Genomic DNA, 21,612 nt, shown 5'->3' on the forward strand with positions numbered 1-21,612 from the left:
GCTGACACCAGGAGGATCAATGAAGGCATCACCGACGCTGACGAATAATCTGCAGGCTGTGCTCGCGGACCTGATTGAACTGCACATCCAGGGCAAGCAGGCCCACTGGAACATCGTGGGAACGAACTTCCGCGACCTCCACCTGCAGCTGGATGAAATCATCGACGCCGCCCGTAACTTCGCGGATGACATGGCGGAGCGCATGCGTGCACTCCATGCCCTGCCGGACGGCCGCAGTGCCACGGTCGCCGAGACCACGAGCCTTGCGCAGTTCCCGCAGGGGCTGATCAGCACCAAGGACGCCGTAGACCGCATCGTCGCGGCGCTCGAAGCGGCTGTCGGCACCATGCGCAAGGTCCACGATGAAGTCGACGAGGAAGACCCCACGACGGCGGACCTGCTTCATGAGTTCATCGCCAAGCTCGAGCAGTACGCCTGGATGGTGGGCGCGGAGAACATGAAGGCCTCCGCCAGCGTGACCACCCCCGACGGTAAGTAAGACCGCATTACGTCAGCCCGGCACCGGATGATTCCGGTGCCGGGCTTTCTGTTTGGCGGGTGCGGGCGGAGGATGGCGGCCCGCCGGCGCTAAGAGGCCTTGGGCACTCCGCGGAGAACGACGGCGACGAGCGTTGCCGCTCCCGCCATCAGTACCAGCCCGATGGAGGCCGTCACGTGGACGCCCGATTCAAACGCGACCCGGGCGGCGGACGTCAGGGCGTCCGCCAGCGGTGCGGGGAGCGAATGGGCGAGTTCCATGGCCCCGGCCAGGGTTTCCCGGGCCTGTGTGACCCCCTGCGCGGCGCCGGCAGGGCCGGCGGCTGCGATGCCCTCCGGTAGGACCAGGTTCCGCTGGTAGGACGCCGTCAGGATCGAGCCGAGGACGGCCGTTCCGAGCAGTGAGCCAATCTCGTAACCGGTCTCCGAAATGGCCGCTGCCGCACCCGACTTCTCCGGCGGGACCGACCCCAGTATCAGGTCGTTGGAAATCGTTTCGGCTGCTCCCACGCCGAGGGCCAGGACCAGGAGTGCGCCCAGCAGGATGGCCGGACCGCCCGAGTGGTCCCCGAAGGCCACCATGAAGTAGCCGGTGGCGCTTAGGGAAAGACCTCCGGCCACCACAAAGCCTGGCCTTATTGTCCGCACCAGCGGGACCACCACCAGGCCGGCAACCACGGTGGCAACCAGCGCCGGGATCATGGCAATTCCGGCCTCCGTGGGCTGCTGGCCCTCCAGCAGCTGGAGGTGCTGGGCAAGGAACAGGATGAAGCCGTTGAAGGAAAAAAGCGCCAGGACATTGGCCGTGATGGCCGTGCTGAAGATCCTGTTTCCAAAGAGGCTGATGTCCAGTAGGGGGCTAGGCAGCCTCTTCTGGCGCCGGATGAAGGCGTAGCCCATGAGGAGTCCGAAACCGATGGCCGCCGCCGCCGCCGGGCCGAAGCCCTCCGTTGCCAGCGACTTGATGCCGTAGACCAAGGGAACCATTGTCACCAGGGAGAGGACGATGCTGGCGGCATCAACGGCTCCCGGGCTGGGGTCCCTGGATTCGGGAATCAGGGCCGGACCAAGCAGCAGGATAGGCAGCATGATGGGCACGGCCACCAGCAGGATTGCGCCCCACCAGTAGTGCTCCACGAGCCAGCCGCCGAAGATCGGCCCCAGCGCGGCACCACCCGAGAACCCTGCTGCCCAAATTGCGATAGCCAGACGGCGCCGGTTGGGGTCCGGAAAGATGTTCCGGATCAGGGACAGGGTGGAAGGCATGAGCATCGCACCGAAAAATCCAAGCGCTGCGCGGCCGGCAATGAGCCATTCCGCGCTGGGGGCGAATGCCGTTGCTGCGGAGACGGCGGCAAAACCGGTGCTGCCGATTAGCAGGAGCCGGCGGCGGCCGATCCTGTCGCCGAAACTGCCCATGGCGACCAGGAGGCCGGCCAGGACCAGGGGGTAGGCGTCGATAATCCACAGCAGCTGAACGCCGGTGGGGTCGAGGTTGCTGGCGATGGCGGGCAGTGCGAACGTCAGTGCGGTGTTGTCCACGGCGACCAGCAGAACCGGGAACATCAAAAGCGCGAGGGCCAGCCAGTCGCGACCCGGCCTGGGGCCGGTGGAGCGGCTGCCGATAGCGGCGGGCGCTGCGGAAGTGAGGCGCTGCGTGGCCGGCGTCGAAGGTGACTGCGAGTTTCCCATGAAGATAACTGTACCGTCTGGACGGTATAGTTAAGAAACGAGCCCGGACCACCGGGCATGATAGGAACCATGGCCAGAAAACCCGTTGCCCGCGAGGCTGTGCTCGACGCCTTTGAATCCCTGCTGATCGAGGTGGGTGAACGCGCCGCGACGCTGGATGCCGTGGCCCGGCGAGCAGGGGTTTCCAAGGGGGGTCTCCTGTATCACTTCCCGAATAAGGAAGCCATGATTTCTGCCCTGCTGGAGCGCATGGACCGGCTGGTCGCCGGGGATTTGGACGCCATGGCCAAAGCTCCGGAAGGCGCCGCGGTCTACTTCATCAAGTCCTCCCTCTGGGCGGACACTCCGCTGGACCGGGTTTTTGTGGCTGCCACCCGGCTTGCCGAAGTGGCGCACAAGGAGACGCTGCACCGCTTCGCGGCCGTCCAGGGGAGCTGGCTGGAACTGCTGGCCGGGGACGTTGGTCCGGCCATGGCCAAGGCCGTGCTGTACATGGGTGACGGCCTCTACTTCAATGCCATGCTGGCCAGCGGCCCCGGCGCCGCCCCGCCCGAAATGAGCGGCGACGTCGACAGCCTGCTGGCAGCCGTCGAACGGCTTCGCGGCTGACAGCGCCACGAGGGCGTGGGTCTGCCTTCCGGGACCGTCGCGATTCGGGCCGTAACGCGCCGTCGGACTGGCTGCGGAGTTTGCAGACTGGACCTGCGCGTAGGACAATTGACGCTGTGACTGTTGTCACCGCTAACTAAATATGCCTTTGATCTGCGGCGGGAGAGTTCTGCAAGTAGGTACAAGCAGGCGCCGTAGGAGCAAACCCTCCCCAGGAATCTCTCAGGCCCATGTACCGCCGCGGCAAGGCAACTCTGGAAAGCAGCATGCTGTCCGTTTGTGTCCCAACCCAGTTGGGGGGCAAACCAGGACACGCCATGCTCACCGACGGTGCAAGCGGAGCTGTGCGAGAGCACGGTCCTGCGGAAACTCTCAGGTCCAATACAGAGCGGGGAGGAACCCGGACCACTGCGGCGTACCCTGCGCCGCCATTAGTAATGGAGTTCCTTCGTGACGGTTAGTTCAGCCTCCACCACCTTCGTCGACCGGCATATTGGCGCCCGCCGCCAGGCCGACATCGACACCATGCTCAAGTCCGTCGGCTACGACACCGTGGACTCGCTGGTAGACACCGCGGTCCCCAAAGACATCCGCCAGGAAGTCGCCCTGACTTTGCAGGACGCCCTGAGCGAGGTCGAAGTACTGGCCGAGCTGCGCAAGCTGGCTGCCAAGAACAAGACGGCCGTACAGATGATCGGCCAGGGTTACTACGACACGGTGACCCCGGCGGTGATCCGCCGCAACATCCTCGAGTCCCCGGCCTGGTACACCGCCTACACCCCCTACCAGCCGGAAATTTCCCAGGGACGCCTTGAGGCACTCCTGAACTTCCAGACCATGGTCCAGGACCTCGTGGGCCTGCCCATCGCCAACGCCTCCCTCCTGGACGAAGCCACCGCCGTGGCTGAAGCAGTCCTGATGATGCGGCGTGCCAACAAGAACAAGGCCGCCCATGACGGCAAGACGGTCCTGGACGCCGATGTCCTGCCGCAGACCATCGCCATCGTCAAGGGCCGTGCCGAGGCGCTCGGCTTCGAGGTTGAGGTGGCGGATCTCTCCAAGGGGCTTCCCGACGGCGACATCAACGGCATCGTGCTGCAGCAGCCGGGCGTGTCCGGCCGGGTGTTCGACCACGCCGCCGTCATCGCCGCCGCCAAGGAACGCGGCGCACTGGTCACTGTGGCGGCTGACCTGCTCTCACTGACCCTGATCACCCCTCCGGGTGAGCAGGGTGCGGACATCGCCGTCGGCTCCACCCAGCGCCTGGGTGTGCCGCTGTTCTTCGGCGGTCCGCACGCCGCCTATATGGCCGTCCAGAAGGGCCTTGAGCGTTCCATGCCCGGCCGCCTGGTGGGTGTGTCCAAGGACAACGCCGGCACCCCGGCCTACCGCCTTGCCCTGCAGACCCGCGAGCAGCACATCCGCCGCGAAAAGGCCACGTCCAACATCTGCACCGCACAGGCACTGCTGGCCATCGTCTCGTCGATGTACGCCGTCTACCACGGCCCTGACGGACTGAAGTCCATCGCCGAGACCATCCACAAGAACGCCCGCACCCTGGCGGCATCCCTGCAGGGCGCAGGCCTCGAGATCCTGCACGGCAGCTTCTTCGATACCATCACCGTCCGCGTCCCGGGCAAAGCAGCTGACATCGTCGCCGCAGCCGAAGCCAAAGGCATCAACCTGCGCGGCATCGATGCCGACACCGTCGGCATCTCCGCTGACGAAACCACGACGCCGGAAACCGTCGCCGCCGTTGCCGCCGTTTTCGGCGCCGAGGTTGCCTCCGACGACGCAGGCTTCGCCCTCGACGCCGCCGTCGAACGTTCCTCGGACTACCTGCAGCACCCGGTCTTCAACACGCACCGCTCCGAAACCCAGCTGCTGCGCTACATCCGCAAGCTCTCGGACCGCGACCTCGCCCTGGACCGCACCATGATCCCGCTGGGGTCATGCACCATGAAGCTGAACGCCACCGCCGAGATGGAAGCCATCTCCTGGCCGGAGTTCGCCTCCATCCACCCCTTCGCCCCGGACTCCCAGACCGAAGGCTGGCGTGAGCTGATCGACGGCCTGGAAGCGGACCTCGCGGAGATCACAGGCTACGACCAGGTTTCCATCCAGCCGAACGCAGGCTCCCAGGGCGAGCTCGCGGGCCTGCTGGCGATCCGCGGCTACCACCTGTCCCGCGGTGATGACCAGCGCAACGTCTGCCTGATCCCCGCCTCGGCGCACGGTACCAACGCCGCGTCCGCCGTCCTGGCCGGCATGAAGGTGGTCGTCGTGGCCACCGCCGCTGACGGCACGATCGACCACGCCGACTTCCAGGCGAAGATCGAAACCCACAAAGACGTCCTGTCCGCGATCATGATCACGTACCCGTCAACGCACGGCGTATACGACGCCGACGTCCGCGAAATCTGCGACTCGGTGCACGCAGCAGGCGGGCAGGTCTACGTTGACGGCGCCAACCTGAACGCCCTGGTGGGCCTGGCGCAGCCGGGCAAGTTCGGCGGCGACGTGTCCCACCTGAACCTCCACAAGACCTTCTGCATCCCGCACGGCGGCGGCGGACCGGGCGTCGGCCCGGTTGCGGCCAAGGCCCACCTTGCGCCGTTCATGCCGGGCGATGCCAACAAGGCAGCCCACGAGGACGGGCACGGCGTTGCGATCTCCGCTTCCCGCTTCGGCTCCGCCGGGGTGCTGCCGATCTCCTGGGCCTACGTAAAGCTGATGGGCGGCGCCGGCCTGACCGAAGCCACCAAGTCGGCCCTGCTGGCGGCGAACTACATCGCCTCCCGCCTGAACGAGTTCTTCCCGGTGCTGTACACCGGCGAAGGCGGACTCGTGGCGCACGAGTGCATCCTGGACCTGCGCGCCCTGACTGCCAAGACGGGAGTCACCGCGGAAGACGTGGCGAAGCGCCTCATTGACTTCGGCTTCCACGCCCCCACGCTGGCATTCCCGGTTGCCGGCACGCTCATGGTGGAGCCCACTGAGTCCGAGGACCTCGTGGAGATTGACCGCTTCATCGATGCCATGATCACCATCCGCCAGGAAATCGACCAGGTTGCGAACGGCGACTTCACGGTGGAGAACTCCCCGCTGCGCAACGCACCGCACACCGCGGCCGCCGTCGTCTCCTCCGACTGGAACCGCGAATACCCGCGTGAGCAGGCCGCCTTCCCCGTCCACCACCTCAAGCAGGACAAGTACTTCCCGCCCGTGGGCCGCATCGACGGCGCAGCAGGGGACCGCAACCTGATCTGCTCCTGCCCGCCCATCGAAGACTTCGAAAACTAAGGATTCCCGCGATGACTGAGAACTACACGGCGCTCTATGAGGAGCACAAGAAGCTCGGCGCGTCCTTCACCGATTTCGGTGGCTTTCAGATGCCCCTGAAGTACTCCTCCGAGCTGGCCGAGCACCACGCCGTCCGCAAGTCTGCCGGACTGTTCGACCTCTCCCATATGGGCGAAGTCTGGGTCACCGGCCCGGACGCCGCAGCCTTCCTGGACTACGCCCTGGTCGGCAAAATTTCCGCCATGTCCGTGGGCAAGGCCAAGTACTCGCTGATCTGCCAGGAAGACGGCGGCATCATCGACGACCTCATCACGTACCGCCGCCCAGCGGCAGACGCCGCAGGAAACGGCACGGACAAATTCCTGGTGGTGCCCAACGCCGGAAACGCCGTTGTGGTCGCGGCCGCCCTCGCCGAACGGGCAGCAAAGTTCGACGTCGTGGTGGACGACGCCTCCGCCCGCACCTCGCTGATCGCCGTCCAGGGTCCCAAGGCCGAAGCCATCCTGCTTCGCCTGGTTCCGGCGGCACAGCACGAGCTGGTCACCGGACTGAAGTACTACGCCGCCGTCGAAGTTCCCTTCCTGGTGGCCGGCGCCACCAAGGACCTCCTGCTGGCCCGGACCGGCTACACCGGTGAGGACGGCTTCGAGATCTTCGTGGACAACGACGACGCCACAGCCCTGTGGCAGGCCATCGGGGCTGTCGCCGAGGAGGGCGAGCTTGTCCCCGCCGGCCTTGCATGCCGCGACTCGTTGCGCCTGGAAGCCGGAATGCCGCTCTACGGCAACGAGCTCTCCCGCGAAGGCAACCCCTACGCAGCGGGCCTCGGCCCGGTCGTCTCCCTCGCCAAGGAGGGCGACTTCGTGGGCCGCGCGGCGCTTGAAGCCCTCAAGGCCGGCGGCGCCGGTGCCACGAGCGGACGCAAGCTGGTGGGCCTCAAGGGCCTGGGCCGGCGCGCGGGCCGCGGCCACTACCCGGTGCTCAAGGACGGCGCAGTTGTTGGCGAAGTGACCTCCGGCCAGCCGAGCCCCACGCTGGGCTACCCCGTGGCCCTGGCCTATGTCGACGTCGAATTCTCCGAGGTGGGTACCGCCCTGGACATCGACCTGCGCGGCAAGGCGGAGCCGTTCGAAGTCGTCGCACTGCCTTTCTACAAGCGCCAAAAGTAGCCCATAGGCTGTCAGCAGTTCCCGGCTCCGGGACCGGCTGGCCCCGTTTTCACGCGTGCTGCTCCTTTGTCGCTTTGACACACGCTGCCGGATCCCAGCCCCAACGCTCTCTCACTTCCTGCAGCGTTTGGGCCAACGCTCTCTCACTTTTCGCAAACCAAACTGAAGGAAAAACACATGGCAAAAGTTGCCGCTGAACTGCAGTACTCCGACGAGCACGAGTGGGTGGCCCGTGAGGCCGGCAACCTGGTGTCGATCGGCATCTCCGCCGTGGCCACGGATGCCCTCGGCGACATCGTGTACGTTGACCTGCCCGAGGTTGGCTCCACCGTGACCGCAGGGGAGACCTGCGGCGAGGTCGAGTCCACCAAGTCCGTTTCGGACCTGTACTCCCCGGTCACCGGCGAGGTCACGGAAACCAACTCCGCCGTCGTGGACGACCCCGCACTGATCAACAGCGATCCGTACGGTGCCGGCTGGCTCTTCAAGGTGGCTGCGGATTCCGACGGCCCGCTGCTCTCCGCCGAGGAATACGCTTCAAAGAACGGCGGCGAACTGTGAGCGGCGCAACCGCGGCCGCAGGCACAGGCACCGTCGCGTTTGAGCAGGTTGTCTCCCCGTCCCTGGACGCGGACCTGTCCGCGCTGGACCCTGAGATCGCGACGAAGATCGACGACGAACTGGCCCGCCAGCGCACCGGCCTGGAAATGATCGCCTCGGAGAACCACACCGCCAAGGCCGTCATGCAGGCGCAGGGCTCGGTGCTGACCAATAAGTACGCCGAGGGCTACCCGGGCAAGCGCTACTACGGCGGTTGCGAGCACGTTGACGTGGTCGAGCAGCTGGCCATCGACCGGGTGAAGGCCCTGTTCGGAGCCGAATACGCCAACGTGCAGCCGCACTCCGGAGCGCAGGCGAACGCCTCGGTGATGCACGCGCTGATCAAGCCGGGCGACACCATCATGGGCCTGAACCTGGCCCACGGCGGCCACCTCACCCACGGCATGCGGATCAACTTCTCCGGTCGGCTGTACAACGTGATCCCGTACCAGGTCCGCGAAGAGGACCACCGGATCGACATGGCCGAGGTGGAGCGCCTGGCCCGGGAGCACAAGCCGCAGCTGATCGTCGCCGGCTGGTCCGCCTACGCCCGCCAGCTGGACTTCGCCGAGTTCCGCCGCATCGCCGACTCCGTTGGCGCCTACCTGATGGTGGACATGGCGCACTTCGCCGGGCTGGTCGCCGCAGGGCTGCACCCGTCACCGGTTCCGCACGCGCACGTCACCACGTCCACCACGCACAAGACCCTCGCAGGGCCCCGCGGCGGCATCATCCTCTCCAACGACGCCGACATCGCCAAGAAGATCAACTCGGCAGTGTTCCCCGGCCAGCAGGGCGGACCCCTGGAACACGTCATCGCCGGCAAGGCCGTGGCGTTCAAGATCGCCGCGTCCCCGGAATTCAAGGAACGCCAGGAACGCGTCCTTGCCGGTGCCCGGATCCTGGCGGACCGCCTGGTCCAGCCGGACGTCACCGCCAAGGGGATCAACGTGATCTCCGGCGGCACCGACGTCCACCTGGTCCTGGTGGACCTGCGCAACTGTGAGTTGGACGGCCAGCAGGCCGAGGACCGCCTCGCGGAAATCGACATCACCGTCAACCGCAACGCCGTGCCGTTCGACCCGAGGCCGCCGATGGTCACCTCGGGTCTGCGTATCGGCACCCCGGCCCTCGCCACCCGCGGTTTCGGCGAAGCCGCCTTCGCCGAGGTTGCGGATATCATCGCTGAGGCGCTAATCGCCGACGCCGGCGCGGACCTCTCCGTCCTGCGCTCCCGGGTGGATGCCCTCGCCGCCGCCCACCCGCTCTACCCCTCGGTTGCCAACCTCGGCTAGAGCACGTATTACAGAAGTAGAGATCACGACGCGGGCGGCCGCCACAAGCTGCCGCCCGTCGTCGTGCATCCGGCAGTGCGACCGCCCACCGGCGGTTGCACCGCCATCCGGCAGGACCATCTGCCGGACCACAGCTACACCTAGTTAGGAACCGACCATGGCCGTTGGTGTCTTTGATCTTTTTTCCATCGGGATTGGGCCTTCGAGTTCGCATACGGTGGGTCCGATGCGGGCTGCGGCGGTGTTCGCCGGGGAGCTGAAGGCTTCCGGTGCCCTGGAGAGGGTGGCCGGGCTGCGGGTGGATTTGTATGGTTCGCTCGCCGCGACGGGGCACGGTCACGGGACGATGACGGCGATCCTGCTGGGGCTGGAGGGGTTCCATCCGGAGAAGATCCTCCCGGCCGAGGTGGAGGAGCGGCTGGCGGCGATCGCGGAGTCCGGGATGCTGCGGCTGGCCGGTGCTGTTGATGGTGCCGGGGTGGTCCTGCCGTACGGGGTGAAGGATATGGTGTTGCGGCCGTTGACCATCCTGCCGCGGCACACGAACGGGATGACTTTCACTGTCACGGATGCTGGCGGGGAGGTGCTGCATGCGGCGACGTTCTTCTCGGTGGGCGGGGGGTTTATTGTCCGTGAGGGCGAGGAGGACGCGGCGCAGCAGGAGTTGGAGGAGTCGAAGAAGGAGTTGCCGCTGCCGTTCCGGACTGCGGCGGAGCTGCTGGGCCGGTGCCAGTCCAAGGGCCTGTCCATTGGGGAGATCATGTTCGTCAACGAACGCGCCTCCCGGTCCGAGGCGGAGATCCGGGAGGGGTTGCTGCACATTTACTCGGTGATGGAGGAGTGCGTGGCGGTGTCCCTGAAGCGTGAGGGGCTGCTGCCCGGCGGGCTGAAGGTCCGCCGTCGTGCGCCGGACTGGCACGAGCGTTTGCTGAAGGAGAACCGGGGCCAGGACCCGGAGTACCGGGATCCGAAGTACTGGCAGGAGTGGGTGAACCTGATCGCGTTGGCGGTGAACGAGGAGAACGCGTCCGGCGGCAGGGTGGTCACGGCGCCGACGAACGGGGCGGCCGGGATCATCCCGGCGGTGTTGTATTACGCGTTGCATTTCGCGCCGGGCATGGACCGGGCCAGCCGGGAGGACCGGGATGATGTGGTGGTGAAGTTCCTGCTCGCTGCCGGTGCGGTCGGGGTGCTCTATAAGGAACAGGCGTCCATTTCGGGGGCGGAGGTGGGCTGCCAGGGTGAGGTGGGGTCGGCGTCGTCGATGGCCGCTGCGGGCCTGGCCGAGGTGATGGGCGGGACGCCGCAGCAGGTGGAGAACGCGGCGGAGATCGCGATGGAGCACAACCTGGGGCTGACGTGTGATCCGATCGGCGGGCTGGTGCAGATCCCCTGTATCGAGCGGAACGCGATCGCGGCGGCGAAGGCCATCAATGCCGCGAAGATGGCGCTCTGGGGCGACGGCACGCACCGGGTGTCCCTGGACGAGGTGATCGTGACCATGCGCGAGACCGGCAGGGACATGTCCTCCAAGTACAAGGAAACCGCCATGGGCGGCCTCGCCGTCAACGTCGTCGAATGCTGACTCCCTAGCCCGTTGGCGGGCCTGTCGAGACCTAGTTGTGCAAAGCCGCCCACCAGTTCAGGCTGCTGGCGAAAACCAGCCAAGAAACGTAGGGCAACAGCAGCAGGCCGGCTGCCCGGCTGATAGGGCCGAAACGCAGGACGGTGAAGGTGACGGCGATGATCAGGGAAATGATGATCGCAAGCCCCAGCCAGAGCGACGCCGTGCCCATCACCGGGTAAAGGCCGAAGAACACCGGCGTCCACAGCAGGTTCAAGCCCAACTGGATCCCGTACGCCCTCAAGGCGGGGACGGTGCGCTGTCCGCCGTGCCGCCAGACGAGCCACGCGGCGACTGCCATGGCTGTGTACAGCATGGTCCAGACCGGACCGAAGACCCAGTTCGGCGGGGACCACGGGGCTTTGTCCGCTGTGGCGTACCAGCCGTCCACGTTGCCCAGCGTGGCGAAAGCACCCAGCCAGGCGACCAGCGCGGAGGCTCCCAGGAATACAGCCAGGCCGAGCAGTTGCGCACCCGTGCTGCGGCTGCCGGGACGGGCGCCGTCAGCGGGGCCCGCCATGGCCTGTTCGTGCGGTGCCTTCATAGTTCAACCCTCGCGAGTACGGCATGTTGAGTCAAGTCGATCCAGCACTCGGCCACTGGCACATGAGTCCTTCACGGCTGGTCGCGATCGCTGCCCGCCAGCCACTGTTCGCATGCTCTGTTCACCCTGAGGCTGGAGTGCCACTATGGAGCTATGACTGGGGGATATGACCGGGACTTTCTGCGGGCACGCCTTGAGCTGCCCAGTCCGGCGGCAGCAACCGTTTTGCTTGACTACACACACTTTTCCGTCCGGCTGCGTACGGCGCGGAAGCTGGCCGCCGTCGTCGGCGTAAATATTCACGGACGCGAACTGGTGCCGTTGGCCCGTGAGGGAACCTGGCACTTCGATGCCCGGGTCCCGAAGGAGCAGCAGGCGGGTCCGGAAGTCTACAAGAACAACGCCTTTGACCGGGGACACCTGGTGCGGCGGCTGGATCCGGTGTGGGGCGATGAGGCGACGGCCAAGGCAGCCAACCAGGACACCTTCTCGTTTACCAATGCCGCGCCACAGGTAGACGACTTCAACCAGGGCAAAGAACTGTGGGTGGGGCTGGAAGACCATGTGCTCAGCCACGCGGACCTCAATGACGCCAAGCTGAGTGTGTTCACGGGGCCGGTCCTGGAGGACGACGACCTGCCCTACCGGGGAGTGCAGATACCCCGGATGTTCTGGAAGATCGCGGCCTGGACCATGGACGGAAAACTCGCTGCTGCCGGATTCCTGCTGGACCAGTCCCCGCTGTTGGGGAAGGTGGAGCTCAAGAAGGCTATCCGGGAACGGCTCCTGGCCGATGAACCGCCGCCGCTGGGTCCCTTCCGCACCTTTCAGGTTCCTGTGGCCCGGATCGCCGAATTGACCGGGCTGAGCCTGTCCCGGCTGGAAAACGCGGACCGGCTGGCCAAGAGCCAGCGTGCCCTGGGCAAGGAGCCCCTGGCCGTGCGGCTCAAGTCCATGGAGCAGATCCGGCTCTGAACCCGGACGCCGCGAGGGAGCCAGCCGGATAACGTGCTCCTAGGGTCAACGTCCTCCTAGGGAGGGCCGATAGACTTGTGGCTTGCATGCCCGGCATGCAGCCGAAGCACCGACCGCAAAGATTGGACACCGCGCACTTGCGAGAATTCACCGCCCGCTTTGCCTCCGCCGAGGAGGTCGCCAACTGGGACAACCATGTCATCGCGAACCCGAACGGCGGAAACCTGCTTCAGTCCGAGGCGTTCGCCGAGGTCAAACAACACTTTGGCTGGCAACCCCTCCACCTGGTCTACGAAACCGCGGACTACACGAGCTACAACCTGGTGCTGCAGAAGTCCTTTCCTGTGCTGGGCAAGCTGTGGTACCTCATCAAGGGGCCGGACGTGGCGGCGGTTGAGGATATCCCGGGCATCGCCGCCGCGAACGCGGAGTTCGTGAAGCGAGCAAAGCTGGGCGTCTTTGCCATCAAGATCGAGCCGGACATCGTCCTTTCCGAGGACGCAAAGCGGGTGCTCGAGGGCGCGGGCCTGGTGAAGACGCACAACCTGCAGCCCAATGACTCCACTGCGCTGCTGGACATCGCGCCGGAGGAGAACCAGTTGCTGCGGAACCTGCACTCCAGGGGACGCAACGCTGTCCGCCGGGCCATCCGGGAGGGCGTGGAAGTCCACAACGTCGATCCCACGGAGGAGAACTTCCGGTCCATGTATTCGCTCATGACCACCACGGTGGAAGCGAAGTCGCAGGTCAGGGTCAGGGAGTACGAGTACTACCGGCAGTTCTGGACCAACTTCATCAAGCGCGGGCAGGGCCGGCTCCTGTTCGTCTACGAGAACGGCGTTCCGTCCGTGGGTGCCTTCGTGATCAACTACGGCCGGAAGGGGACCTACAAGGACGGCGGCTCGCTCCAAAAGCGCACCCAGTACGGCGACTCCCACCTGGTCCAGTGGACGGCCATCAACCAGGTCAAGGAACTCGGCTGCACGGAATATGACTTCTGCGGCACCCCTCCGAGCGACAAACTCAAGGACACTTCCAACCCGTTCCACGGGCTGGGGTTGTTCAAGACCAGCTTCAGCAAGACGGTCACCGACTTCGTAGGCTGCTACGACCAGGTGCTCGACCCGCTGAAATACAAGGCCTGGATGGCCGCCGGCGAACGTGTGGCACGCCAGCTATACACCAGGCGAACAGGCCAGCAGTTCTACTAGATACCCTTGTGAAGCCCTTGAGGAGGCCGCAATGACCAAAGCACCCGACGGTCGCCGCAGGCCGCCCACGGCGGCGCTGCCCCCGACCCAACCTCTCACCGCATCCCAGGTACGGCAGAACGCAGCGGCCAAGCGCATGCTTCGCAGGCTGGTGCAAGGCGAAAACCCGCCCACCGCACCCATGAGCATTGTGGACCGGCTCGCCGGCAGCCCCTACGCCAACCCCATGATCCAAGTGGGGGGAGTGGACACTTCCGCGCGGAAGACCATCGACTTTGCGCTCCACCTCGCCGAGTCCATGTTCCGATACGGCGCCGGTGCCCTGGAAGTGGAAACCAGCATCATCGCGATCACGGCGGCCTTGGGCCTGAAGCACATCGAAGTGGACATCACCAACCAGTCGGTTGCCATCAACTACGCACCCAAGGACCAGACCCCCATTTCCCTGCTCAGGGTGGTGCGGTCCTGGACAAACAACTATGCGGGCCTGGCACAGGTGCACCAGCTGGTGACGGACATTGTGGCCGGCGGCGTTGGCCGGGATGAGGCAGTCCGCAGGCTGGACGAAATTATCCGCAGCTCCAAGCCGTTTCCGCGCTGGATGGTCACTGTGGCCTTCGCGGTGTTCGCCGCAGTTTTCGTAGGCGTACTGGGCGGGGGCCCCGGCGCTTCGGCGGTCGCATTCGGCTCGAACATCCTGGTGAGCCTGCTAGCCCGGCAGTTGAGCCGCTGGCGGGTTCCGGACTTCTTCGCCACGGCATCATGCGCATTCCTGGTGACGTTTATCGCCCTGCTGCTGTGGCGGTTCGGCAGTCCGGTGGGCATCCAAATCGCGCCCGCCATCGTCGTGGTGGGCGGCATCCTGCTGCTCCTGCCCACGGGCCGGCTTGTGTCGTCGGTGCAGGACGCTATCAACGGCTTCCCCGTCACGGCGGCGGGCCGGTTCCTGTCCACCATGCTGACCTTCGGTGCGCTGGTGTCCGGCATCTCCGTCGCTTTCGTGCTGGGCTCGAAGATGGGCATGGAGGAAATCGACGTCACGGAAACATTCCCGCCGGCGTATCCGTTGTGGGCGCTCATCATTTTGGTGGCCGTAGCGGTAGTAGCCATTGGCATCACGGAACAGACCGCCTGGAAGCTCCTCCTTCCCACCGCGGCGGTGGGCGTAGTAGGACATCTTGTGCTGCTCGGCGCGGACCTGATCGGCATGGGTTCAAGGTTTTCCCCGGCCGTCGCCGCGGTGGTCATAGGCCTCCTGGCCAGGGTGGTTGCCTTGAAGATGGGCGCCCCCCAGCTAGTGGTGGCTGTTCCCGCGGCCCTGATCCTCCTGCCCGGCCTCACTATATTCCGCTCCATGTATGTCTTGACCATTGAAGAGTCGGAGATCCTGATGGGTGCCGGGGGCATGCTGAATGCCGGTGCGATCGTGTTGGGAGTGGCGGCCGGCATCGTCCTCGGCGACACCCTGGCCCGTCCGCTCACCCGGAGCCTGGCCAGCAACGAACGCCGCCGCGCCCGGCGGCGCTAGCAGGCCACGAGCAGCCGGATGCGGACCTGCCGGATCCGGACCTCTTAGATCTGCCCGATGGGGAGCTTCTTTTCGGCCTGGAAGTCGTCCTCCACCCGGCCCTTGGCCCAGTAGCCGGACAACGACACCTGCGCGCGCTCCAGGCCGCGCTCACGGTAGAGGACCTCGCGGAGGGACTTCATGTAGCCGCGCTCACCGTGGGCGAAGACCTGCACCCGGCCGCCAGGCCACTCGGCATTCCGTACGGCGCCGACCAGGAGATCGCTGCTGCCTGCAGGGGCACCGTTGCGCGGCAGCCAGTGGATCTGCAGTCCGGCAGGGGCCTGGATGGGCTGGATTTCGGCGTCGCTGTCCACCTCCAGGAACGCAATTCCCCGGGCTTCCGGCGGCAGCGACTCGATGGCGGCGGCAATGGCAGGCAGGGCGGCCTCATCGCCGGCGAAAAGGTGCCAGTCGGCCGCGGGATCGGGGTTGTAGCCGCCGCCCGGGCCTGTGAAGACCAGGCTGTCGCCGGCCCGGGCTTTCGCCGCCCATGGGCCCGCCAGGCCCTCGTCACCGTGAATCACGAAATCGATGGCCAGCTCGCGGGCCTCTTCATCCACCCAGCGGACGGTGTACGTCCGGGTGTACGGCCACTGCTCGCGTGGGAGGCTTTCCCGGATGGCCCAAAGGTCGAGGGGGAGCGGGTATTCGACGCCGGGCTGCGGGAAGGCAATCTTCACGTATCGGTCTATGTAGTCGTTGTTCACATAGCTGGCAAAGCCTTCGCCGCCGGCCACGATCCGCACCATGTGCGGCGAGAGTTCCTCGCGCCGGAGGACCGTGAGGTTCGTCTGGGGGCGCGATTTTCGGCTGGCAGATGTAGCAGCAGGAAGGGAAGTCATGAAAGTAAGCCTAGGCTAAGGAACCGGGGGAAGTTCCCAGTCAACGGGCTCCGAACCCTGGGCCCGGAGGAGTTCGTTTGCCCTGCTGAACGGCCTCGACCCAAAAAATCCGCGGGCGGCCGACAACGGGCTGGGGTGGGCGCTGGCGAGGACCGGAGTGTCTCCAAGCAACGGGCGGACGCCCTCGGCATCCTTGCCCCACAGCACCGCCACGAGGGGCGCTGCCGTCCCGTCTGCAGCGCGGCGGCCGGCGACGGCGGCAATTGCCGCCGTCGTAATCGGTTCCCAGCCTTTGCCCCGGTGGGATCCAGCTGCCCCGGCCCGGACCGTAAGGACGCGGTTCAGGAGGAGGACGCCCTGGTCCGCCCAGCGCGTGAGGTCCCCGTGGACGCGGGCCGGAAGGCCGAGGTCGGATTCGAGTTCCTTGTAGATGTTCGCGAGGCTGCGCGGAATGGGCCTGGTGTGCCCTTCCACCGCGAAGGACAATCCGATCGGATGGCCCGGGGTCGGGTAGGGGTCCTGGCCGACGATGAGGACTTTGACCCCGGCCAGCGGCTGTTGAAATGCGCGCAAAACGTTCGACGGCGACGGCAGCACCTGGTGCCCGGCCGCCACTTCAGCAGCAAGGTACTCCAGGACGCTCCGCAACTCCGCCTCCACGGGAGCCAGCGCCGCAGCCCAGTCTGCAGCCATAAGGCGGTCCAGCGGCACTCGTGCCATCTCGGCAAAGTCAGCACCCTCAACGGCAGGCTCCAGCTCGAATAAGGCTTCAGAATCAAACACGGGTCCATTCTCGCAGTGTTGTACTCCAAGACGCTGGCGGGCCCACGGCGCCCGGCCGGACGCCGGCAAAAGTCTGTGGTGGCGGGCGTACCTTGCGTTACCCGCCTCCCCGCCGTCACGTCATACGGCGTAAATGACATGCGTGTTATTCGCCCGTACCATGGAAAGGAGACTTTGACCGGATCAAGTGGAGGATTTTGCCGTGGCCGAACCAGTGCGCGATGACCTGTCACTTGCGGACACCGGCAGCGAAACCGTGTCCGGAGCAGACCCTATGCCGGCTCCGCAGCCGGGCTCACGGCTGAGCGAGCGGGACAAGCAGATGCTGGCCCTCGAACGGCAGTGGTGGAAGTACGCAGGGGCAAAGGAACAAGCCATTCGTGAGCTGTTCGACCTCTCAGCCACCCACTACTACCAGATCCTCAACACGCTGATTGACACCGAGGACGCCCTGGCCCAGGACCCCATGCTCGTGAAGAGATTGCGTAGACTACGTACGTCACGCCAACGGGCACGCACGGCGCGCCGATTGGGCTCTGACGCTTAGACGTCGGGGCCGGGCAATCAGCAAGAACCAACGAGGACATCGTTTTATCATGACCAAATATGCTCGGGATGAATTCGACAGGGTCCCTGAGACCTCCTCGCGACAGGGTGTCCACAGGGTCGCCTCCGAGGCTCCCCGGCGCCGGCTGGGAGCAATCCTGACCGTCGGTGTGGCGGCGCTGGCCATCGGCCTGGTCGCCTTCCTGTTCCTTCCCAAGCTGGGATTTGCTCCTGCCGGCAGCCCGCTGATGGCGGCAGGGTCCGCACTGGTCAGCCCCTCGGCCTCCCCCTCCGCTGAGGTTCCGCAAGGCACCTCGTCTCCGAGCGCTGAGGCCGGTTCCGAGCCGGGCGCGGCTCCTTCCGCCAGCGAGACGCCTGCTGCCAGCAGCTCTCCCTCCGCGGTACCTTCCGCCGATGCACCGGCTGTTGACAAGAGCCAGGCCGTGGCTGTCTACAACGGGACCACCACCGCGGGACTTGCCGGCCGCGTGAGCAGCACCGTCGCCGGTGACGGCTGGACGCTGGGACCGGTGGGCAACTGGGGCGGAATGCCGCAACAGTCCTCCGTGATCTACTACAGCGGGGCATTGCAGAAAGCCAATGCCGAGGCACTGGGGGAGCTCCTGAACATCACGTCGCTGGTGGACTCTGCCGAGTTCCAGTTGCCGGTGGTTGTGGTTCTCGGGCCCGGCTTCCAGTAGGGAATTTCGGTTACGCCTGAATAACTATTAGGGGCTCGCAGGGCCGGGTCCTGCCCCCGGCAAACGGCAATGGCTAAAGTGATTCCGGATGCCGCGTCTCAACGCGGACCGTCCCGACGGCGCACAGTGACGTGGGCCGGACACAGAGCAACCGGAAAGTGTGGGCAACATGGCATTGGGAACCGTTAAATGGTTCAACGCCGAAAAAGGCTATGGCTTCATCACCGTTGACGACTCCGGAGACGATGTCTTCGTCCACTGGTCGGCCATCGAGGGGGAAGGCTACCGGGCTCTGGACGAGGGGCAACGGGTGCAGTTCGAGGTAGGCGAAGGCGAGAAGGGTCCCCAGGCAGAGAACGTCCGGACGGCCTGATGCCACCCACCGCGGCAATGCATGGCACAGACAGCCCCGCCCGGTTCGGCGCCGACCGGTTTGGCCCCGCGCGGCCGCGGTTCGCAGCAGCAGCGGTTCTTGCAGCGGGAACGGCGCTCGTGCTGGCCGGCTGCTCCGGCCAGACCGGAAACGCTCGTGTTGATGCCGTCGACGCCGGTGGCGATGGCATCCTGCGGATAGGCCTGCTGCTGGACAACACGGGAAAGCAGTCCTTCCTCAACGCCTCGCAACTCGCCGCGGCCAAGCTGGCGGTCCAGGAGATCAACGCCGCCGGGGGCCACAAAGGGCGGCCGGTGCAACTGCTGCCTGAAAATATCAGCGAGGACACCACCTCGCAGGCCAAGGACCTGGTAGCGGCCGGGGCGGATGTCGTCATAGGTCCCACTGACTCGAGCCGCGCCCCCGGGGCAATTGATGTCCTGTCGCGGGCCAGAGTGGCCATCATCTCTCCGGCGAATACCGCGCACGGCCTCACGCATTACAGGAGCGGCGGATACTACTTCCGCACGTCGGCGGCCGACACGGCCCAAGCGCCCGTGCTGGTGAAACTGGCCAAGGACAGCGGCGCCCGGACAATAGCGATCGTCCACGAGGACGGGATGTACGGCAAGGACGTCTCTGTGGCCGTTGCCGCGGCAGCGAAAGCCGCCGGCCTTGGAACGGTGGCGGAGGCCGCTTTCACTGCCGGCCAGGCACAAAAGACGGCGGCTGCCGTCAAGGCAGCGGGTCCGGATTCGGTCATTCTCGTGGCTCGGGCCGGAGCCCAGGGCGCAATCGCGGAGCTCAACAACGCGGGCGTGGCAGGCAGCAAGCTGATTCTCAGCGACGGCGCCATCAACCAGTACGGCTCCGCCCTCGGGTCCAAAGCGCTTGATGGTGCGCGCGGGATCCTGCCGGGCGTCTTCCCTTCGGCGCACTTCCAAGGGGAACTAGTAGCAGTTGATCCCGGGCTCAAGGACATGACGTTCGCAGCGGAGACTTACGACGCCGCGAACCTGGCCGCCATCGCCGCGGCCGCTGCCCAGGACGACGCCGGATCATCCATCGCGGCGAAGCTGATCGCGGTTTCCGGGCAGCACGGCGCGGAAGCGGTTGAACCCTGCAGGAGCTACAAAGAATGCGGGGATGCCATTAAGGCCGGTAAGCCGGCGGATTACGACGGCGAGTCCGGGCCCATCGGCTTTGATTTCAACGGGGACGTCACTACCGCCAACTACATGGTGTTCACGTACGCCGCGGATAACACCCCGCGGATGAGTGGAAGCGAAACTGCCGCCCGGCCCGGCCGCTGATCGCTCCTAGCGTAGTGCGGGCCGCAGGAGGGCCTTTCAGCGCAATCTCTGCTTGCACTCTCCCCGGGGGAGTGCTAATTATTGACTTAGCACTCCCACGGACTGACTGCTAAATCAACGCCCGGTTCCGGCCGGCTGCGGAGAGAGCGGGAAGGACCAGGAGCGAAAGAAATACCTTGCTGGGGTGAGATCCCATCCGCGCGGCATACAGAGGCCGTCGGTGAAGGATCGTCCGTCGCGGGCACCGCAGTGAAGGTTCATTCTTAACGACTGTCCCGAAAGGACTACTGCCGTTATGGCCAAGATCATTGCATTTGATGAAGAGGCACGCCGCGGTCTTGAGCGGGGCCTGAACATCCTCGCCGACGCCGTCAAGGTCACCCTCGGCCCGCGTGGACGCAACGTTGTCCTCGAAAAGAAGTGGGGCGCCCCCACGATCACCAACGATGGTGTTTCCATCGCCAAGGAGATCGAGCTGGACGATCCCTACGAGAAGATCGGCGCCGAGCTGGTCAAGGAAGTTGCCAAGAAGACGGACGACGTCGCTGGCGACGGCACCACCACGGCAACCGTGCTCGCACAGGCCCTGGTCAAGGAAGGCCTGCGCAACGTCGCGGCCGGTGCTGATCCGCTGTCCCTGAAGCGCGGCATCGAGAAGGCTGTTGAAGCCGTCACCGCCGAACTGCTGGCGTCCGCCAAGGAAATCGAAACCAAGGAAGAGATCGCCGCTACGGCATCGATTTCCGCCGGTGACGACGAAATCGGCGCGCTGATCGCAGAGGCGTTGGACAAGGTCGGCAAGGAAGGTGTTATCACCGTCGAGGAGTCCAACACCTTCGGACTCGAGCTTGAACTGACCGAAGGCATGCGCTTCGACAAGGGCTACATCTCCGCTTACTTCGTCACCGACGCTGAGCGCCAGGAGACGGTCCTCGAAGACCCGTACATCCTGATCGTCAACTCCAAGATCTCCAACGTCAAGGAACTGGTTGCTGTCCTCGAAAAGGTCATGCAGTCCAACAAGCCGCTGCTGATCATTGCCGAAGACATCGAGGGCGAAGCCCTGGCCACCCTGATCGTCAACAAGATCCGTGGCACCTTCAAGTCCGTCGCCGTCAAGGCTCCGGGCTTCGGCGACCGCCGCAAGGCTCAGCTCGCCGACATCGCCATCCTCACCGGTGGCCAGGTCATCTCCGAGGAAGTCGGCCTCAAGCTTGAGACCGCCGGCCTCGAACTCCTGGGCAAGGCACGCAAGGTCGTTGTCACCAAGGATGAGACCACCATCGTCGAGGGTGCAGGCGACGCCGACCAGATCGCCGGCCGCGTTTCCCAGATCCGTTCCGAGATCGAGAACTCCGATTCCGACTACGACCGCGAGAAGCTGCAGGAGCGCCTGGCCAAGCTGGCCGGCGGCGTTGCAGTCATCAAGGCCGGTGCCGCTACCGAAGTTGAGCTCAAGGAACGCAAGCACCGCATTGAGGACGCTGTCCGCAACGCGAAGGCTGCCGTTGAAGAAGGCATCGTTGCCGGTGGTGGCGTGGCCCTGATCCAGGCCGGCGCCAAGGCATTCGCCAACCTGCAGCTCGAAGGCGATGAAGCAACGGGCGCCAACATCGTCCGCGTTGCCATTGACGCGCCGCTGAAGCAGATTGCATTCAACGCCGGCCTCGAGCCGGGCGTTGTTGTAGACAAGGTCCGTGGCCTGCCTGCAGGTCATGGCCTGAACGCCGCAACCGGACAGTACGTTGACCTGCTGGCTGCCGGCATCAACGACCCCGTCAAGGTAACGCGCTCTGCCCTGCAGAACGCTGCTTCCATCGCGGGTCTGTTCCTCACCACCGAGGCCGTCGTGGCCGACAAGCCGGAGAAGAACGCTCCGGCCATGGGTGGCGGCGACGACATGGGCGGTATGGGCGGCATGGGCGGTTTCTAACCTCCCGACGCGCCTGACGCATAAGCAAAGT

At 65.6% G+C, this 21,612-nt stretch carries 19 protein-coding genes and 1 riboswitch; of the genes, 15 read left to right on the forward strand and 4 right to left on the reverse strand.

Going from position 1 to position 21,612, the window contains the following annotated elements; genetic code table 11:
* Positions 1-19: 19 nt before the first annotated feature.
* Entirely contained in the window at positions 20-499 is a 480-nt protein-coding gene (locus JOE41_RS14895) for a Dps family protein (protein WP_209752790.1), read from the forward strand.
* Positions 500-588: 89 nt separating this feature from the next.
* Here the strand turns inward: JOE41_RS14895 and JOE41_RS14900 are convergent, their stop codons facing one another.
* Positions 589-2,190 carry an MFS transporter gene (locus tag JOE41_RS14900; protein ID WP_209752791.1) on the reverse strand — a complete coding sequence of 534 codons (1,602 nt, stop codon included), beginning with the start codon at positions 2,188-2,190 and terminating at the stop codon, positions 589-591.
* A gap of 69 nt (positions 2,191-2,259) precedes the next feature.
* On the opposite strand from JOE41_RS14900, the gene JOE41_RS14905 reads away from it, so the two are divergent.
* The 6 genes from JOE41_RS14905 (at position 2,260) to JOE41_RS14930 (ending at position 10,751) form a co-directional block, all read left to right on the forward strand.
* The gene (locus tag JOE41_RS14905; RefSeq protein ID WP_043429386.1) at positions 2,260-2,799 is read left to right on the forward strand and encodes a TetR/AcrR family transcriptional regulator; all 540 of its coding nucleotides are present in this window, start codon (positions 2,260-2,262) and stop codon (positions 2,797-2,799) included.
* Positions 2,800-2,948: 149 nt separating this feature from the next.
* A riboswitch (glycine riboswitch) is annotated at positions 2,949-3,047 on the forward strand.
* A gap of 202 nt (positions 3,048-3,249) precedes the next feature.
* On the forward strand, positions 3,250-6,102 hold the full coding sequence (gcvP, locus tag JOE41_RS14910) for an aminomethyl-transferring glycine dehydrogenase (RefSeq protein ID WP_011690630.1): 2,853 nt from the start codon (positions 3,250-3,252) through the stop codon (positions 6,100-6,102).
* 11 nt (positions 6,103-6,113) lie between these two features.
* Positions 6,114-7,271 (forward strand): glycine cleavage system aminomethyltransferase GcvT, encoded by a 1,158-nt coding sequence (gene gcvT, locus JOE41_RS14915; protein WP_209752792.1) that lies wholly within the window; start codon positions 6,114-6,116, stop codon positions 7,269-7,271.
* A 177-nt stretch (positions 7,272-7,448) separates the two neighbouring features.
* A complete protein-coding gene (gcvH, locus tag JOE41_RS14920) occupies positions 7,449-7,832 on the forward strand; it encodes a glycine cleavage system protein GcvH (RefSeq protein WP_011690632.1) in 384 nt (127 codons plus the stop codon).
* The gene (gene glyA, locus JOE41_RS14925; RefSeq protein WP_307800707.1) at positions 7,829-9,166 is read left to right on the forward strand and encodes a serine hydroxymethyltransferase; all 1,338 of its coding nucleotides are present in this window, start codon (positions 7,829-7,831) and stop codon (positions 9,164-9,166) included. Before gcvH ends, glyA begins: the two co-directional genes overlap by 4 nt.
* Positions 9,167-9,323: 157 nt before the next feature.
* The gene (locus tag JOE41_RS14930) at positions 9,324-10,751 is read left to right on the forward strand and encodes an L-serine ammonia-lyase (RefSeq protein ID WP_209752416.1); all 1,428 of its coding nucleotides are present in this window, start codon (positions 9,324-9,326) and stop codon (positions 10,749-10,751) included.
* A 31-nt stretch (positions 10,752-10,782) separates the two neighbouring features.
* Here the strand turns inward: JOE41_RS14930 and JOE41_RS14935 are convergent, their stop codons facing one another.
* Positions 10,783-11,334 (reverse strand): TspO/MBR family protein, encoded by a 552-nt coding sequence (locus JOE41_RS14935; RefSeq protein ID WP_209752793.1) that lies wholly within the window; start codon positions 11,332-11,334, stop codon positions 10,783-10,785.
* Positions 11,335-11,487: 153 nt separating this feature from the next.
* Here JOE41_RS14935 and JOE41_RS14940 point away from each other — a divergent pair, with 153 nt between their 5' ends.
* The 3 genes from JOE41_RS14940 (at position 11,488) to JOE41_RS14950 (ending at position 15,048) form a co-directional block, all read left to right on the forward strand.
* Positions 11,488-12,309 (forward strand): DNA/RNA non-specific endonuclease, encoded by an 822-nt coding sequence (locus JOE41_RS14940; protein WP_011690635.1) that lies wholly within the window; start codon positions 11,488-11,490, stop codon positions 12,307-12,309.
* 86 nt (positions 12,310-12,395) lie between these two features.
* Complete coding sequence (locus JOE41_RS14945; RefSeq protein ID WP_245200724.1) at positions 12,396-13,520, forward strand: peptidoglycan bridge formation glycyltransferase FemA/FemB family protein; 1,125 nt, start codon at positions 12,396-12,398, stop codon at positions 13,518-13,520.
* Positions 13,521-13,551: 31 nt separating this feature from the next.
* Positions 13,552-15,048 (forward strand): threonine/serine exporter ThrE family protein, encoded by a 1,497-nt coding sequence (locus JOE41_RS14950; RefSeq protein ID WP_011690637.1) that lies wholly within the window; start codon positions 13,552-13,554, stop codon positions 15,046-15,048.
* A 44-nt stretch (positions 15,049-15,092) separates the two neighbouring features.
* On the opposite strand, the gene JOE41_RS14955 is transcribed toward JOE41_RS14950, so the two are convergent.
* Positions 15,093-15,932 carry a siderophore-interacting protein gene (locus JOE41_RS14955; protein ID WP_209752794.1) on the reverse strand — a complete coding sequence of 280 codons (840 nt, stop codon included), beginning with the start codon at positions 15,930-15,932 and terminating at the stop codon, positions 15,093-15,095.
* A gap of 15 nt (positions 15,933-15,947) precedes the next feature.
* The gene (locus JOE41_RS14960; protein WP_209752795.1) at positions 15,948-16,715 is read right to left on the reverse strand and encodes a uracil-DNA glycosylase; all 768 of its coding nucleotides are present in this window, start codon (positions 16,713-16,715) and stop codon (positions 15,948-15,950) included.
* Between the two features lie 274 nt (positions 16,716-16,989).
* On the opposite strand from JOE41_RS14960, the gene JOE41_RS14965 reads away from it, so the two are divergent.
* The 5 genes from JOE41_RS14965 (at position 16,990) to groL (ending at position 21,581) form a co-directional block, all read left to right on the forward strand.
* A complete protein-coding gene (locus tag JOE41_RS14965) occupies positions 16,990-17,262 on the forward strand; it encodes a DUF3263 domain-containing protein (RefSeq protein ID WP_011690640.1) in 273 nt (90 codons plus the stop codon).
* 49 nt (positions 17,263-17,311) lie between these two features.
* Positions 17,312-17,962 (forward strand): LytR C-terminal domain-containing protein, encoded by a 651-nt coding sequence (locus tag JOE41_RS14970; protein ID WP_209752796.1) that lies wholly within the window; start codon positions 17,312-17,314, stop codon positions 17,960-17,962.
* A gap of 169 nt (positions 17,963-18,131) precedes the next feature.
* Entirely contained in the window at positions 18,132-18,335 is a 204-nt protein-coding gene (locus tag JOE41_RS14975) for a cold-shock protein (RefSeq protein ID WP_209747217.1), read from the forward strand.
* Positions 18,335-19,648, forward strand: a complete 1,314-nt coding sequence (locus JOE41_RS14980; RefSeq protein WP_209752797.1) for an ABC transporter substrate-binding protein — start codon at positions 18,335-18,337, stop codon at positions 19,646-19,648. Before JOE41_RS14975 ends, JOE41_RS14980 begins: the two co-directional genes overlap by 1 nt.
* Before the next feature lie 295 nt (positions 19,649-19,943).
* Positions 19,944-21,581, forward strand: coding sequence for a chaperonin GroEL (gene groL, locus JOE41_RS14985; RefSeq protein WP_011690644.1), 1,638 nt, complete (start codon positions 19,944-19,946; stop codon positions 21,579-21,581).
* Positions 21,582-21,612 lie beyond the last annotated feature (31 nt).

Origin of the sequence: Arthrobacter sp. PvP103 (assembly GCF_017833075.1) — a bacterium.
Lineage (GTDB): Bacteria > Actinomycetota > Actinomycetes > Actinomycetales > Micrococcaceae > Arthrobacter.